Genomic DNA, 14678 nt, shown 5'->3' with positions numbered 1-14678 from the left:
GTCGCTCTCCAGGCCGACTCAGCGCGGCGGCGGAATGGAGGACTTGGTCTGCTGCTGGCCCAGCGACTCCTTGGCCAGCTCGGCGATGCCGGCCAGCGAACCGAGGATGCCGGTGGCCTCCATCGGCAGCAGCAGCATCTTCTGGTTGGGTGAGTTGGCCATTTCCTTCAGCGCCTCGACGTACTTGTTGGCGACGAAGTAGTTCAACGCGTTGACGTTGCCGCCGGCGATCGCGTCGGAGACCAGGGTGGTCGCCTTGGCTTCCGCCGCGGCCAGCCGCTCGCGCGCCTCGGCCTCGCGGAACGCCGCCTCCCGCTTGCCTTCGGCGGCCAGGATCGCGCTCTGCTTTTCGCCGTCGGCCTTGAGGATCGCCGCCTGCTTGAAGCCCTCAGCCTCCAGGATGTTGGCGCGCTTCTCGCGCTCGGCCTTCATCTGCCGGGCCATCGAGTCGACCAGGTCGCGCGGCGGCGCGATGTCCTTGATCTCGATGCGGTTGACCTTCACGCCCCACGGGTGGGTGGCCTCGTCGACCACGCTGAGCAGGCGCGCATTGATCTCGTCGCGCTTGCTCAACGATTCGTCCAGGTCCATCGAGCCGAGCACGGTGCGGATGTTGGTCATCACCAGCGCCAGCGAGGCCTGCTCCAGGTTGGACACCTCATAGGCGGCCTTGGCCGCGTCGAGCACCTGGTAGAACACCACGCCGTCGACGCGTACCACCGCATTGTCCTTGGTGATGACATCCTGGCTGGGCACGTCCAGCACCTGCTCCATCATGTTGATCTTGCGGCCGACCGACTGGTAGACCGGCACCAGCAGGTGCAGGCCGGGCGACAGCGTCCGGGTGTATTTGCCGAAGGTCTCGACCGTCCATTCGAAGCCCTGCGGCACGATGCGCACGAGCTTGGTGATCACGATGACCACCACGATGACGACGACCAGCGCGAGTATCTGTCCCATCACAACCCCCTTCCTCCGGTGAAGTCCGGAGTATAGGCGAGCGGCGCGGCGGTCAAACCTCCCGCGTGGCGGCCAGCGGCAGCAGCAGGCTCACCTGCAGCCCGCCGCCCTCGCGGTTGGCCAGCGCAATGCGCCCGCCGTGGGCCTCGGCGATCTCGCGGGCCAGCGCCAACCCCAGGCCGGTGCCCGAGCGCTTGGTCGAGTAGAACGGCAGCAATGCCTGCGCAAGCACGGTCTCGCTCATGCCCGGACCGCGGTCGGCCACTTCGATGCGCAGATCGTGCCCCAGCACCTGCAGGGCGAGGGTGACCTCGTCGTCGGGGCCCCCGGCCTCGTGGGCGTTCTTAATCAGGTTGATCAGCACCTGCTCGACCTGGGCGGCATCGAACCAGCCCGGCTGCGCAGGCGCTCCACCCAGCAGGCGGAACCGGCAATGCAGCGCCAGTCCCTCGAGGAACGGCCCCCAGGGCACCTCTGCCTTGCGTGGCGCCGGCAGCTTGGCGAAGCTGGCGTAGCCGGCAATGAAACCGTGCAGGTGCCGCGCGCGCTCGCCGATGGTGGCGAACACGCCGGGCAACCGCTCCACCTCGCCGCGACGCGCCAGTTCGGCACCGGAATGCGCCAGCGAGGAGATCGGCGCCAGCGAGTTGTTGAGCTCGTGGCTGATCACCCGGATCACCCGTTTCCAGCTCGCCACCTCCTGCCGCGAAAGTTCGCGCGTCATGCGGCGGAACAGCAGCAGGCGGTGCGGCCGCCCCTGCAGGCGAAAAGCACGCTGGGAGATGTGGAAGGTCTCCTCGCTGTTGTCCATCTCCACCGTCAGCAGCGCGTCCTCGCCCCGCTCCACCGCCTCGCGCATCGCCTTCGGTGCGTCGGCGGTGACGTCAGCGAAGACCAGCCCATGCAGGCTGCGGCCGTCGTTGAACAGGTGCCGCGCGGCGATGTTGGCGTAAGCGACGCGCCCGCCGGCATCGGTCAGTACCAGCGCCACCGGCGTGTTCTGCACCACCGTGTCGAGCAGCAGCTCGCGCTGCACCAGGTGCTGGCGCTGATCGCGCAGGGTCTGCCCAAGCGCGTTGTGCATGGCAATCAGTTCGCCCAGCTCGTCACGGCGGTTCACTGCGAGCGAGATGCTGAAGTCGCCATCGCGGTAGCTCGCTACCGAGCCTTCCAGCGCACGCAGCAGGCGACTGACCGGCGACATCGCCAGGCTGGCCATCCACAGCGCCAGTGGCACCAGCACGGCCAGGCTGACCGCGAGACCCGCCCCGAAGCCAAGATGTACCGGGCCGGGTGCCACACCCTTCGCATCCGTGTGCAGCAGGGCAAGCAACTGCGGCAGCGGCCAGTCGGTGATACCGACGTACACCAGCACGCCAGCCAGGCCGGCCAGCATCAGCAGCAGGCTCAGCCGCCCCTCGAGCGAACGCAGACGGCGGATCATGCGGCGCGCTGGCCGGTGCGGGTCAACGACATGCAGGATCCATCGGCGTGGCGGCGCAGTTCACGGTGGGACGGCCATCGCGCCCGAGCTGGTTGCCGCCCATCACCGGCGCCTTGCCCGCGGCCTCCATCGCATCGTTGCGCATCGGCGTGGCGCCGCGCCGCTCCTTGAACTTGAAATGATTTCCCGAATCCGACGCCGGCTTCAGTGGATTGGCGTCCTCGTACTTCACCGTCGACGCCGGCGCCGGCTGGCTCCAGTGGTCGCTGGCGGCTGTGGGGGTGGTCTGCGCGTGGATGGCGCCCGCGGCCAGCAGGGCGCCGGCGAACAGCAGTCGCAGAGTCATGGCATCTCTCCTTGTCGGCATGAATGCCCCTTTTACGCCATCCGCGCGGCCGGAGGCCACTGCCAGCCGACCTGTGGACACGGCATCAACCGCTGACGGCCAGCCCGTAACGCTCGATGCGGCGATACAGCGCCTGGCGCGACAGGCCCAGCGATTGCGCCGCCCGGCTGACCACGCCATCGGCCCTTGCCAGTGCCGCCTCCACCGATTCGCGGCTGGGCTCGTCCAGGTTGCGCGAAGGGCTGGCCGCCACCGCCGGAAGATTGAGCAGCTCCGGCGTGATCGGACGACCGCCCGAGAGCAGTGCCGCACGCTCGATCGCATTTTTCAGCTCGCGCACGTTGCCCGGCCAGGGATAGCCAAGCAGCGCCTCGCGCGCGGCATCGCCCAGTTCGGCGCGGCCGTCGAGGAAGTGCTCGGCCAACGGCAGGATGTCGTCGATGCGATCGGACAGCGGCGGCAGGTTCACGTCGATCACGTTGAGCCGGTAGTAAAGGTCCTCGCGGAACGTACCGGCCTTGATCATCGCCTTCAGGTCGGCATTGGTGGCGCTGAGCACGCGCACCTTGGCATGGCGCGTGCGGCCGGAGCCGAGCCGCTCGAACTGGCCGGTCTCCAGCACGCGCAGCAGCTTCATCTGGCCCGGCAGCGGCAGGTTGCCGATCTCGTCCAGGAACAGCGTGCCGCCGTCGGCGAGCTCGAAGCGGCCCTCGCGCGCCTTGTTCGCGCCGGTGTAAGCGCCGGCCTCGGCGCCGAACAGCTCGGCCTCGATCAGCTCGCCCGGCAATGCGCCGCAGTTCACCGCGATGAACGGCCCGCGCTTCACCGCCGAGTTGGCGTGGATGATCGCGGCGATGCGCTCCTTGCCCGCGCCGTTCGGCCCGGTGATCAGCACCGGCACCTCCGAGCGCGCCACCTGGCACGCCAGCTCCAGCGTCTGCGCCATCGCCTCGGAGGCGAACACCAGGCCATCCAGCTCGTAGCGGCTGCGCAGGTTCTCGCGGCGGCGGCGGCGCTCGTTGCGCGAGCGCGCCACCTCCCGGGTGGATTCGGACAGTTCCAGCAGGTTCTCCACCGTGGCCAGCAGCTTGGCGTCGTCCCAGGGCTTGGCGAGGTAGTCGGCGGCACCGGCCTTGACCAGTTCCACCGCGGTCTCCAGGTGCGTCCACGCGGTGAGCAGGATCACCGGCAGGTCCGGATGCTGCTCGCGGATCGCCCGGAACAGCGCCACGCCCTCCTCGCCCGAGGTAGTGTCCGCGGTGAAGTTCATGTCCTGGATCACCACGCCCACGTTCTCGCGGGCCAGCATAGCCAGGCCCTCTTCCGGGGTGAGCGCCACCAGCGGGCGGATCTCGTGCAGCGAAAGCGCCAGCGAGAGCGCCTCGCCCACGGACGGGTTGTCGTCGATGATCAGTACGGTGCGCATCTTTCGTCTACACATGCGGGCATGGATGCCGCTCCATGCGAAAAGGTTGCATGGCCGGGGGGCGTCAATGCCACCCCCGACCGGATCCAGGCCGAAGCATCGGCCCCGGCGCTTTCTCCACCGGTAGTGCCGGGAGGGAAAGCGGGAGCCGGAAGCCTCACGCCTTTGCCTTCTGCGCCGCGATCCATCCGTCCACGCGCTGCTCCAGCACGTCCAGCGGCAGCGCGCCACCATCGAGGATCTCGTCGTGGAAGGCGCGGATGTCGAAGCGCTTGCCCAGCTCGCGCTTCGCCCGGGCACGCAGCTCGAGGATCTTCAGCTCGCCCATCTTGTACGCCAGCGCCTGTCCCGGCCAGGTGATGTAGCGGTCGGTCTCGGCCTGCACGTCTGGCTCGTCCTCGCTGGAATGGGCGTGGAAGAAGTCCACCATCTGCTGCCGCGTCCAGTGCTTGTAGTGCACGCCGGTGTCCAGCACCAGCCGGTCGGCGCGCAGCAGCTCGTCGGACAGGCGGCCGTAGTCGGACAGCGGGTCCTTGTAGAAGCCGATGTCCTTGCCCAGCTGTTCGGCATACAGCGCCCAGCCCTCGACGTACGCGGTGTAGCCGCCCTGCTGCCGGAACGGCGGCAGCTTGGGCAGGGTCTGCGCGATCGAGATCTGCATGTGATGGCCCGGGATGCCCTCGTGGTAGGCAGTCGACTCGATGGTCAGCACGCTGCGGTGCGCGAAGTCGCCGGTATTGACGAAGATCTGTCCCGGCCGCGAGCCGTCCGGCGTGCCCTGGTGATACTCGGCCGCTGCGGCTTCCTTCTCGCGGAACGGTTCCACCGGCACCACCACCACCTTGGTCTTGGGCAGCAGGCCGAACAGCTTGGGCAGTTCCGGCTGCATCTGCGCCAGGTAGCCGCGGTAGCGGTTCAGGATGTCCTCGCGCGAGGTGGCGTGCACCTTCGGGTTGGTTTTCAGGGCGGCGCGGAAAGCGGCCAGATCCTTGTAGCCCTGGGCGTGGGCGATCTTCGTCATCTCGCCCTCGATCCGCGCGACCTCCTTCAGTCCAAGCTCGTGGATCTGCTCGGGCGTCTGGTCGGTGGTGGTCATCTGCTGCACGTCGAAGCGGTAGATCGCATCGCCGTTGGGCAGGTCCCACACACCCGGCTGCAGGCGGCCGTGCGGGGCGTAGTCCTTCGCCACGAACGCACCCAGCTTCGCGTAGGCCGGCCGCACGTCCTGGTCGATCGCCGCCAGGATCGCCTGCTTCAGCCGCGCCTGGTCGGCGGCCGGCACCGAGGCCGGGAAATGCTTCAGCGGCTCGGCGAACACGCTGTCCATGCCGGCCGGCTTGCCGATCGCATCGATCTGCTTGACCACCGCCTCCAGCAGGTATTTCGGCGGCATCATGCGGTCGCGCAGGCCCTGCCGCGCCAGCCCGGTGACCTGGTCGAACGCCCTCGGCACGGCTTTCAGGCGCGCCAGGTAATCCTCGTATTCCTTGGTGTTGTCGAACGGGATCGAGCTGATGAAGCCGGCCAGCTGCAGGTGGATGCCGTTCATCTGGTCCAGCGGCATCTCGTCCAGCTTCAGCTCGTGCGCGCGCATCGCATCCTTGAGCTGACGCACCATCAGCTCGTGGTTGAGCTTGTCGTTCTCACTGAAGCCGTGGGTGTCGATCGCCTGGAAGCGGCGCAGGAAATCGCCGGTCCAGCGGTACTCTTCCTGCGCATGGGCGAGCGAGAGGTCGCTGAGCCGGTCGTTGTAGCGCAGGTCGCCGAGGATGGTCGCGTACTCAGGCGCATTCTCCAGCGTGTGCTGCCACTGCTCGTCGAGCAGCTTGTTCTGCGCGGCCACGCGAGCGGCCACATCGGTCGCCGGGGCGGATGCCGCCCTGACTTCTTGCGGCGCCATGCCGCCCCCCACCACCAGGCCCACGGCCACCACCAACGGCAACAGCTTCATCATCGACATCTCCCTGGAAAGAATCCCGATTCTGCCCGAACCCGGGCGGTCGGGGATGGGCCGTTACTCACACCCCACAGATCACCGCGCGACCACCGCCCAACTTCCGGCGGGTCATTTCATGCCGGGAAGGTCCGGCGGGCTCGCTCCGTCGAACCATTGCGCCCGGATACCCTCGACGGCACCGATGCGTGCCCGCCGGCTGACCCAGAGCGTGCCGCCGCGAGCGGCCACGATCGGGCCGTCCACCACCACGCCCGGACCGATCACCACTCGCGGCAGTCGCTTCCACACCTCGTCCTGCGCATCGGTGGAAGGGCGCGGCTTGTCCAGGTAGATCCCCTTGCCGACATGGGTGGTGCCATGCAGCAGGATCTCTCCCGACACCGTGCGGATCGCGCCGGCGATCTCGGCGTCGCGGGCATCGAGGCCGGCGACCAGGGTCTGCACGTCTCCGCCGACATGGACTCCCGGGGCCAGCGAGACCCGGCCGTCCACCGCGGACAGATCGTGCCGGCAGGTCGCACCACGCTCCAGCACGACCGGACCGTCGACGGTGTCGATGGTCTTCGCGGTGGCCCCCTCGCCCAGGGTGACGCCGCCGTCGACGCTGCGGATCTTGCCCGCCTCCGCCCGGGCCGCCAGATGCACGCCGCCATCGACCGAGTAGACCGGGCGCGGCAGATGCCCCGCCGCGATCTCGGTCGGCTGGTCCAGATGCATCACGCAACCGCTGCACACGAGTGCGGCAAGGCACGCCGTCATCCTGATGACCTGTTTCACTCCAAGCTCCTCGGGACTTCCTTGCAACGATCCCACCTCACACGCTGCGCGTCGCCACCACCGGCGGCACGGCCGCGGCGCGCAGCGCCGGGGCCAGCACCGAGAGCTGGCCCAGCACCCACAGCGCCAGCGCACCGACCGGCAGGTACCACAGTGGCAGACGCGGCAGCTCGTAGTGGCTCATCAGCAGCAGGTTGAGCGCCACGGCCAGCAGCGTGCCCAGCAGCACGCCGGCACTGACGATCAGGAAGTTCTCGGCCTGGAAATAGCGCAGGATGTCGCTGCGCGTGGCACCGATCGCCCGGCGGATGCCGATGCTTCGCCGGCGCTGCTGCACCCAGAAGTTCGCCAGCCCCGCAATGCCGAGCGCGGTGACGAACAGCAGGCCCAGTGCCGATGCGACGAGCAGGCCGATCATGGTGGTGTCCCGCTGGAAGTAGGCGCGGCGGATCTCGGTGTAGGTCTGCATCTGCCCGGGATTGATGATGCGATCGGGGTTGGCCTTGAGCAGCGCGGCCTCGGCAGCCCCCAGCACCCGCTGGCGATCCCGTGGCGCGCTGCGCAGCACGTAGAGCACGCCAGGACCCTCGGGGCGCTGCGGCCAGATGATGCTGTCGCCGTCGAGCCCCGGCTTGCGCGGTGCCGGCCGCAGCAGGGTGTCCACGATCCCGACGATGCGGATGAAGTGGTCGCCGTCGTACATGCTCTGCCCCAACGCGGGCTGCCCCGGATACATCTTCTGCGCCAGCGCGCGTGTGACGATCGCCACCGCCGGCTTGCCCTTGTCCACGTAGTCGTCCGGCAGAAAATCGCGTCCCGCGACGAGATGCAGGCCCAGGGTGGCAAGCAGACCCGGTGTGCCGTCGTATCCGGCAGGCTCCATGCATCCGCTGCCTTCGATCGTATTGAGCTGCATCGCCCGATCCAGCGCCTGCTTGCTGGGGCAGATGCCACTGGACGACTCGCTCCGGTCCAGTGGCAGCGAATAGCTGACCGCCGCGGCGAAACGCACCCCGGGAACCGCGCGCAAGGCTGCCAGGTCGGCGGTTTGCCGCGCCTGTGCGTTTTCGCCTTTTTCTATCCCCGTGCTGTGGATCGCCGACACCTCGTCTTCGGCAATGCCGGTGGGCACACTGATGCGCTGCACGCGCTGGGCCACCATGAACACCACGTTGCAGACGATGGCGCAGGTGAAGGCCACCTGCAGGGTCAGCATGAGGGCGGTGAGCTTGTGGTGGCGCAGGGTGGAAAGGATCGGCCGGATCTGCATGGATCACCCTCCCTTGAGTTGCAGCGCGGGCTGCACGCGACAGGCCCGCCACGCCGGAAGCAGGCCGGCCAGCATGCTGGCGAGCACCGCGAGTACCACGGTTCCCAGCAGCATCGACAGGTCCATCTGCGCCAGCCTGGCGTAGTCGTCCGGACGCTGGCGGATGCTCCACAGTCCGAGTTGCGCGATACCCAGGCCCAGTACGCCACCGGCCACGCCGATCAGCGCCGACTCGATGCCGAACTGCACGAAGATGTCGCGTCGCCGCGCCCCCAGCGCGCGGCGCACGCTGATCTCGCCACTGCGGCGCAGGAACTTCGCCAGCAGCAACGCCACGATGTTGAGCATGCACACGAACAGGAAGCCCAGCGCCAGCCACAGCTGCAGGTCCACATCCCCGGGCACCAGGTTTTCGTGCGCCAGCCAGCCCATCAGGCCGTAGAGCTTCGCGTTCGTCGGCGGACGCTGGAAGCGGCCCAGCGCCTTCTGCTGCGCCGAGTAGTCGACCAGGTATTGCCGGTAGGCCGCCACCTGTGCCGGTGTGTCCAGCTGTACCCAGAACTGCAGCCAGCTCATGTTCGCGCTGGTCAGCGACGGCGATTCGCCCTTGCCCCAGGCGGACTGGTTGCCGCTGACCGGAAACTTCTGCCCCATCGCCACCGAGAGCGGCAGGAAGAACAGATCGGCATCGCTGTATTGGTTGCCGGTCTGGTCGGCGTAGAAAAGCGGCTTGGGCGCCCAGTCCGCGGTCACGCCGATCACCCGGAAATCATGTTCGCCCAGGCGCACCGTCTGCCCCACCGCATCGCTCGTGCCGAACAACTTGCGTGCCAGCGCGTCGGCCAGCACCACCACCGACGAACCGGTCGCGTCGTCCGCTGCGCTCCAGCCGCCGCCACGCTCGAATGGCACGCCGAACATCGGGAAGAACTCCGCCGTGGCATAACGACCGCTCACATAGAGCGGATGCAGATCCGCCCGCGCAGGGCGCAGCAGCAGCGAGCCGCCCGACATCGCCGCCTGTCGCACGGCGCGATGGGCCTTGAGCAACGCCATCGCATCGGGCCAGGTCATGTCGTCGGCCGGGTCGGGGCTGCCTTCGTGCCGTTTGTAGTCCAGCGGCAAGGGGTCCAGATGCGGGGTGTAAAGCCGCGCACTGCGCCCTGGCAGCGGGTCGTCGGTCATCACGTGCAGCACTGTGATCATGGTCATGCTGGCGCCGATGCCCAGGCCGATCGCCAACACCATCAGGCCGGTCAGCACGGGGCTGCGGCGCAAGCTGCGCAAAGCCAGGTCCAGGTAGTAGGCAAGCATCCGGAAACTCCTTTTCTCGAGACCGGGGGAGCGGCGCCCCCATCGCCTAGACACTTCGTGTCGCGACCACCGGTGGGACATGCGATGCCCGCAGGGCCGGACCGAGCACGGCGAGCTGGCCGAGCCCCCACAGCGCCAGCGCACCGAACGGCAGGTAGTACAACGGCAGGTGCGGCAGCTCGTAGAACTTCATCAGCACCGCGTTGATCACGTAGGCCAGCAGCATGCCAAGCGCGATGCCGAAGCTGACGATCAGGAAGTTCTCGGTCTGGAAGTAGCGCAGAATGTCGCCGCGCGTGGCGCCGATCGCGCGCCGAATGCCGATCTGCCTGCGGCGCTGCGCAACCCAGAAGCTCGCCAGCCCGACGATACCCAGCGCCGTGACGCCCAGCAGCGCCGCGATCACCCCCACCAGCATGCCTGCCATGGCACTGTCAGCCGCGAAGAAACGGGTCCGAAGGACTGGCACCGTCGTACTGTCCTCCCGGTCCAGTACCGCGTCTGGCGCGATCGTGGCGATTGCGGCTTTCGCTTCGACCATTACGCGGTCCAGATCTTCCGGCTTGGCACGGATGAGGTAGGTGCCGGAAAAGTTCGGCCCCGGCAGCGCGGGTACGAATACCGTCCATTGCGCACCGCGCTCACCCTCTTCGTCGTATTGCTGGACCGAGAGATGTGCGACCACGCCGATCACGCGGAATTGGTACTTGTCGCTCCAAAACTCCTTGCCGAGGGGGCTCTCTCCCGGCCACAGGTGCTTGGCCAGCGTCCGAGTGATGAGCACGTTCGAACTCGGCGGAAAATACCCCTGTACCGGCTGATAATCCTCGTTGGCCGGCATGTGCCCAGCCACGAGTTGCAGTCCAAGCGCCTGCGGCGTGCCCGGGCTGCCGAGGTAGATTTCGGGGACGCCACGAAATTCCTTGCCGGCCTGGTCGAGCGTGATGCCGACATTGGCAGCCTGCATGCCGAACGGCACCGAGTTGATCACGTGTACCGACTCGACGCCCGAAATCGCGCCCAGTCCCGCAATCACGCGCGCATCGAGATCGTTTGAATTTTTGGGGTCGTAGCCCTGCAACGCGATAAAGCCGAGCGACGCTTCGTCGACGCCGCTTTTGATCTGCATGGCGGACAGGCGGTCGGCGATCATGAAGCAGGCGTTGCACAGCACGGCACAGGCCAGCGCGATCTCCATCACGATCAGGACCGTGGCTACTCTGTGCTTCTTCAGCGCAGACAGGATCGGGCGAATTTGCATGACGGGGAGCCTCATAGCGTCTTCAGCTGCAGGGCCGGCGAAATCTGGCTGGCACGCAATGCAGGCATGGCGCCCGCCAGCAGGCTCACCGCGATCGCCAGCACGAAGGTGACAGCGAACATCGACAGATCCAGGTGCACGAGGTCGGAATAGGGCGCCTGCTGGTGACGCACCAGCCACAGCCCGAGCAACGCCAACAGCCACCCGAAGAAGCCACCTATGAAACCGATCAGCCCTGCCTCGGTAAGGCATTGCGCGAACACCGCCCGACGACTGGCCCCGAGCGCCCGGCGAACACCGATTTCTCCTCCGCGACGCAGGAACTTCGCCAGCAACAAGCCCACGGTGTTGAACAGGCAGATGGCGAGGAACGCGAAAGCCAGCCACATCTTCAATTTGACGTCGCGTGGCACCACCCGGTTGAACGCAAGCCATTGCATCAGGTCGCGCAGGCGAGTCTCCGTGAACTGGATGCGGCCCAGTCCCTTCTGCTCCCTTGCGTAATGCGCAAGAAACCCGCGGTATGCCGCGACCTTTGCCGGGCTATCCAACTGCACCCACAACCCCATCCAGTTGCAGGGTGCATTCACCAGGTGTCCCGGCTTCGGTGGCATCGACCAGCAGTTGAACTGCTGAAAGTCGCCATCGTTCATTTCAAGGCTCGCGGAAATCGGCAGGAAAAGGCCTTCCGGCTTGCCGTAGAAACTGGCTGTATCACCGTTTGCATAGCGCCCACCGCGTACGTCGTAGAACGGCGGCGATGGGCGCCACGGTTTGAGCACGCCGACAATGCGCACGGCATGTTTGTTCAGGACCAAGGTCCGTCCCACGCTGTTCCCGCCATCGAACAGCTTGTCGTTGAGGTCCGAGGAGATCACGACCACCCGCGCGCGCTTGCGGTCGTCGTCGGGGGTCCACCCGCTGCCATATTCGAGCGGCACGCCAAACATCGGGAAGAAGTCCGACGTGGTGGAAAGCATCTGGACCATCAGCGGTGGCCGACTCACATCCGGCGCACTGACCTTCTCCGGGAATGGGTTCACGACCAATGCCTGGCGGTCGGCACGTTTCGCGTTCCACAGGTCCATCGCCGACTGGTAGTCCATCATGTCTGGCGGCTCGACATGCCTGTCGCCGGGCATCGGATCGTTATCTACCTGCGCGTAGAAAATGCGCGAGCTTGTCCCCGGCAGCGGATCGCCTGACAGCACATGCATCACCGTCAGCGTGGTCATGCTGGCGCCGATGCCGACGGCGATCGCCAGCACCATCAGAGCGGTGAGTACCTTGTTGCGCTTGAGGCTGCGCAGGGCCAGGTCGAAGTAGTAGGTGAACATGTCCTTAGCTCCTCGTCAGCCTCATGCCGCCCGCGTCGCCACCACCGGTGGCACGGCTGCGGCGCGCAGTGCCGGGCCCAGCACCGCCAGCTGCCCCAGCACCCAAAGCACCACCGACCCGATCGGCAGGTAGTAGCCGGGCAGGTGGCCGAGCTCGTAATGCCGCATCAGCACCAGGTTGATGCCGTAGGCGAGCGCCATGCCGAGCACGATGCCGCCAGTGGCGATCAGGAAGTTCTCGGCCTGGAAATAGGTCCGGATATCGCGGCGCGAGGCGCCGATGGCGCGGCGGATGCCGATCTGCCGGCGCCGCTGACCTACCCAGAAGCTGCTCAGCCCCACGATGCCCAGCGCGGTGACCAGCAGCAGCAACAGGCTCACGCCCACCAGCAGCCAGGCCATGGCGCGGTCGTTGCGGTAGTACTTTGCGCGCGCCGCCTCCAGGGTGGTGGCGTACCGGGGCGAGATCAGCCGCAGCGGGCCATCGGCTTTCAGTGCCTGTAATGCCTGCCCGATCACGGCCTGCCGCCGGGCCGGATCATCGACCCGCATGAGGTAGGTGCCGCGCGAATACGGCAGATCGACCGGGAACATCATCGCGTAGTCGTAGCCGCCGGCCGCGCCGTAGTCCCTGGGCTGCACCAGGCGGTCCACCACCCCCACCACGCGATTGGCTCCGAAAGCATAGATGGTCCGGCCAGCGGCATCCTGGCCGGGGAAGAGATGTTGGGCGAGCGCGCGACTGATGATGACCGGTACCCCGGAGGCACCACCCTGCAGCGCGTCATAGCTGACGAACTCGTCGGGGTTGAACCAGCGTCCGCTCGCCAGCTTCAGGCCCAGGGTGCGAGCCAGCTGGGCGCCGCCGAAATACTGCGCCACCGCCAGGCTCGGCGCCTTCGCATCGTCGCTCAGACTCACGCCGCTGAAGCTCACCGAATCGCCGAACAGGGTCGAGCTGGCGACCACCGCGTCACTCACGCCGGGCAGTGCGCGCAGGCGTGCCAGGTCGGTGCGGGTCTGTGCCATCGTCGCCTCCGGCGTGCCCGGCGTGACGCTGCGCACGCCCACCTCGACCACGTGCATCTCGTCGACCCCGGTGGGCCGCTGCATCCGCTCCAGCCGGGTACCGATGAGGAACAGCGCGTTGCACACCACCGCACAGGAGAAGGCGATCTCCAGCACCAGCAGCCCCACCGCGATCCGATGGCGTCCCAGGGCGTGAAGAATGTGGCGTAGATGCATCGTGGGTGTCCTAGTTCGACTTCAGAGCCACGGCCGGGGCGACGTGCATCGCCCTCCAGGCGGGCAGGAGTCCGGCCAGCAGGCTGCTCAGCAGGGCCAGCACGAAGGTTGCCAGCAGCATGCTCGGGTCCATGTGGACCAGGCCGGCGTAGTCGGTCGGCTGGTGGCGCACCAGCACCAAGCCCAGGCCGGCCAGCGCCAGTCCGCAGACGCCGCCGGCCAAACCGACCACCCCGGCCTCGACCAGGCACTGCATGAAGATCGCGCGACGCGACGCGCCCAGGGCACGTCGCACGCTGATCTCGCCGCTGCGACGCAGGAACTTGGCCAGCAAAAGACCCACGGTGTTGAGCAGGCAGATGCCGAGGAAGCCGAGTGCCAGCCACACCTGCAACCGCACGTCGGAGGGCACCACGCCCTTGGCGTCCAGCCACTGCATCACATCCAGCAGACGGACTTCCCCGGGATGGGTGAAGCGCCCGGCCTGTCGCTGCCGGGCCATGTAGTTGTGCAGGTATTGCCGGTAGGCCGCCCGTGTCGACGGTGCGTCGAGCTCGGCCCAGTACTGCAACCACAGACAGGGCGCATCCGCGGCGTGCTCGTCGGAGTTGTTGCCCCAGCAGTTCATCGTGCCGCTGGTCGCCAGGTGCAGATCCAGCGCCGTGGCGAGCGGGACGAATACCTGCTCGCCGTCGCCGAAGCGGCCGTTGCTGAGATCGTAGAAGCGGGGATTCATGCTCCAGTCGCCGAGCACGCCGACGATCCGCAGCGACTGGCTTCCCACCTGCAGCGTCGAGCCGGTGCTGTCGCGACCGCCGAACAGCTGATCGTTCAACGCAGCCGAGATCACCGCCACCCGGGCGTGACTGCCGTCGTCGCCGCGGTCCCAGGCGCGACCGAAACGGAACGGCACGGCGAACATCGTGAAGAAGTCCGCCGTGGTGTAGCGCGCCTCCAGGCTCAACGGATCGCCCTGCGCCGGCGTCACCACCATGGTGCCGGCCGACATCATCGCCTGGCGGTCGGCACGGGCATCGCGCAGCAGCGCCTCGGCATCCCGACGACTCAGGTTGTCCGGCACTTCCTCGCCGGGCCTGAAATTGTCGTCCGGAAACACGTTCAGGCCCACGCGGAACAGGTTCGCGCTCTTCTGCGGGATCGGGTCGCCGGACAGCACGTGCATGACCGTCAACGTGGTCATGCTGGTACCGATACCCACCGCGATGGCCAACACCATCAGGGCGGTGAGCACCTTGTTGCGCTTCAGGCTGCGCATGGCGAGATCGAGGTAGTAGCCGATCATCACGGACTCCCCCGTCCCACGCATCCGCCGAACTTCCG

Annotated in this window: 12 protein-coding genes; all 12 read right to left on the bottom strand. The window is 67.3% G+C overall.

Annotated features, from left to right (window positions below):
• Nucleotides 1–18: 18 nt before the first annotated feature.
• Nucleotides 19–960, bottom strand: coding sequence for an SPFH domain-containing protein (locus ATSB10_RS18285; protein ID WP_063674141.1), 942 nt, complete (start codon nt 958–960; stop codon nt 19–21).
• A gap of 52 nt (nt 961–1012) precedes the next feature.
• Complete coding sequence (locus ATSB10_RS18280) at nt 1013–2404, bottom strand: sensor histidine kinase (protein WP_063674140.1); 1392 nt, start codon at nt 2402–2404, stop codon at nt 1013–1015.
• Nucleotides 2405–2426: 22 nt separating this feature from the next.
• A complete protein-coding gene (locus ATSB10_RS18275; protein WP_063674139.1) occupies nt 2427–2750 on the bottom strand; it encodes a hypothetical protein in 324 nt (107 codons plus the stop codon).
• Nucleotides 2751–2835: 85 nt separating this feature from the next.
• Entirely contained in the window at nt 2836–4176 is a 1341-nt protein-coding gene (locus tag ATSB10_RS18270; protein ID WP_063674138.1) for a sigma-54-dependent transcriptional regulator, read from the bottom strand.
• A 157-nt stretch (nt 4177–4333) separates the two neighbouring features.
• Nucleotides 4334–6127: a DUF885 domain-containing protein gene (locus ATSB10_RS18265; RefSeq protein WP_063674574.1), complete on the bottom strand. Its 1794-nt coding sequence runs from the start codon at nt 6125–6127 to the stop codon at nt 4334–4336.
• Nucleotides 6128–6241: 114 nt separating this feature from the next.
• A complete protein-coding gene (locus tag ATSB10_RS18260) occupies nt 6242–6910 on the bottom strand; it encodes a hypothetical protein (protein WP_157469363.1) in 669 nt (222 codons plus the stop codon).
• 37 nt (nt 6911–6947) lie between these two features.
• The gene (locus tag ATSB10_RS18255; protein WP_063674136.1) at nt 6948–8180 is read right to left on the bottom strand and encodes an ABC transporter permease; all 1233 of its coding nucleotides are present in this window, start codon (nt 8178–8180) and stop codon (nt 6948–6950) included.
• A 3-nt stretch (nt 8181–8183) separates the two neighbouring features.
• Entirely contained in the window at nt 8184–9494 is a 1311-nt protein-coding gene (locus ATSB10_RS18250; RefSeq protein WP_063674135.1) for an ABC transporter permease, read from the bottom strand.
• Nucleotides 9495–9540: 46 nt separating this feature from the next.
• Nucleotides 9541–10755, bottom strand: coding sequence for an ABC transporter permease (locus ATSB10_RS18245; protein WP_063674134.1), 1215 nt, complete (start codon nt 10753–10755; stop codon nt 9541–9543).
• A gap of 11 nt (nt 10756–10766) precedes the next feature.
• Nucleotides 10767–12092, bottom strand: a complete 1326-nt coding sequence (locus ATSB10_RS18240) for an ABC transporter permease (protein WP_063674133.1) — start codon at nt 12090–12092, stop codon at nt 10767–10769.
• Between the two features lie 21 nt (nt 12093–12113).
• Nucleotides 12114–13337: an ABC transporter permease gene (locus tag ATSB10_RS18235; protein WP_063674132.1), complete on the bottom strand. Its 1224-nt coding sequence runs from the start codon at nt 13335–13337 to the stop codon at nt 12114–12116.
• 10 nt (nt 13338–13347) lie between these two features.
• Nucleotides 13348–14640, bottom strand: a complete 1293-nt coding sequence (locus ATSB10_RS18230; RefSeq protein WP_063674131.1) for an ABC transporter permease — start codon at nt 14638–14640, stop codon at nt 13348–13350.
• Between the last annotated feature and the right edge of the window lie 38 nt (nt 14641–14678).

This window comes from Dyella thiooxydans (assembly GCF_001641285.1).
Lineage (GTDB): Bacteria > Pseudomonadota > Gammaproteobacteria > Xanthomonadales > Rhodanobacteraceae > Dyella_A > Dyella_A thiooxydans.
The sequence above is the reverse complement of the archived record's forward strand: the minus strand, read 5'-3'. Positions and strand labels throughout refer to the sequence as shown.

What these genes read in the sequence shown, in the direction of transcription:
- ATSB10_RS18285 (WP_063674141.1), bottom strand. Translation starts at nt 960, where the DNA reads ATGGGACAGATACTCGCGCTGGTCGTCGTCATCGTGGTGGTCATCGTG.
- ATSB10_RS18280 (WP_063674140.1), bottom strand. Translation starts at nt 2,404, where the DNA reads ATGATCCGCCGTCTGCGTTCGCTCGAGGGGCGGCTGAGCCTGCTGCTG.
- ATSB10_RS18275 (WP_063674139.1), bottom strand. Translation starts at nt 2,750, where the DNA reads ATGACTCTGCGACTGCTGTTCGCCGGCGCCCTGCTGGCCGCGGGCGCC.
- ATSB10_RS18270 (WP_063674138.1), bottom strand. Translation starts at nt 4,176, where the DNA reads ATGCGCACCGTACTGATCATCGACGACAACCCGTCCGTGGGCGAGGCG.
- ATSB10_RS18265 (WP_063674574.1), bottom strand. Translation starts at nt 6,127, where the DNA reads ATGAAGCTGTTGCCGTTGGTGGTGGCCGTGGGCCTGGTGGTGGGGGGC.
- ATSB10_RS18255 (WP_063674136.1), bottom strand. Translation starts at nt 8,180, where the DNA reads ATGCAGATCCGGCCGATCCTTTCCACCCTGCGCCACCACAAGCTCACC.
- ATSB10_RS18250 (WP_063674135.1), bottom strand. Translation starts at nt 9,494, where the DNA reads ATGCTTGCCTACTACCTGGACCTGGCTTTGCGCAGCTTGCGCCGCAGC.
- ATSB10_RS18245 (WP_063674134.1), bottom strand. Translation starts at nt 10,755, where the DNA reads ATGCAAATTCGCCCGATCCTGTCTGCGCTGAAGAAGCACAGAGTAGCC.
- ATSB10_RS18240 (WP_063674133.1), bottom strand. Translation starts at nt 12,092, where the DNA reads ATGTTCACCTACTACTTCGACCTGGCCCTGCGCAGCCTCAAGCGCAAC.
- ATSB10_RS18235 (WP_063674132.1), bottom strand. Translation starts at nt 13,337, where the DNA reads ATGCATCTACGCCACATTCTTCACGCCCTGGGACGCCATCGGATCGCG.
- ATSB10_RS18230 (WP_063674131.1), bottom strand. Translation starts at nt 14,640, where the DNA reads ATGATCGGCTACTACCTCGATCTCGCCATGCGCAGCCTGAAGCGCAAC.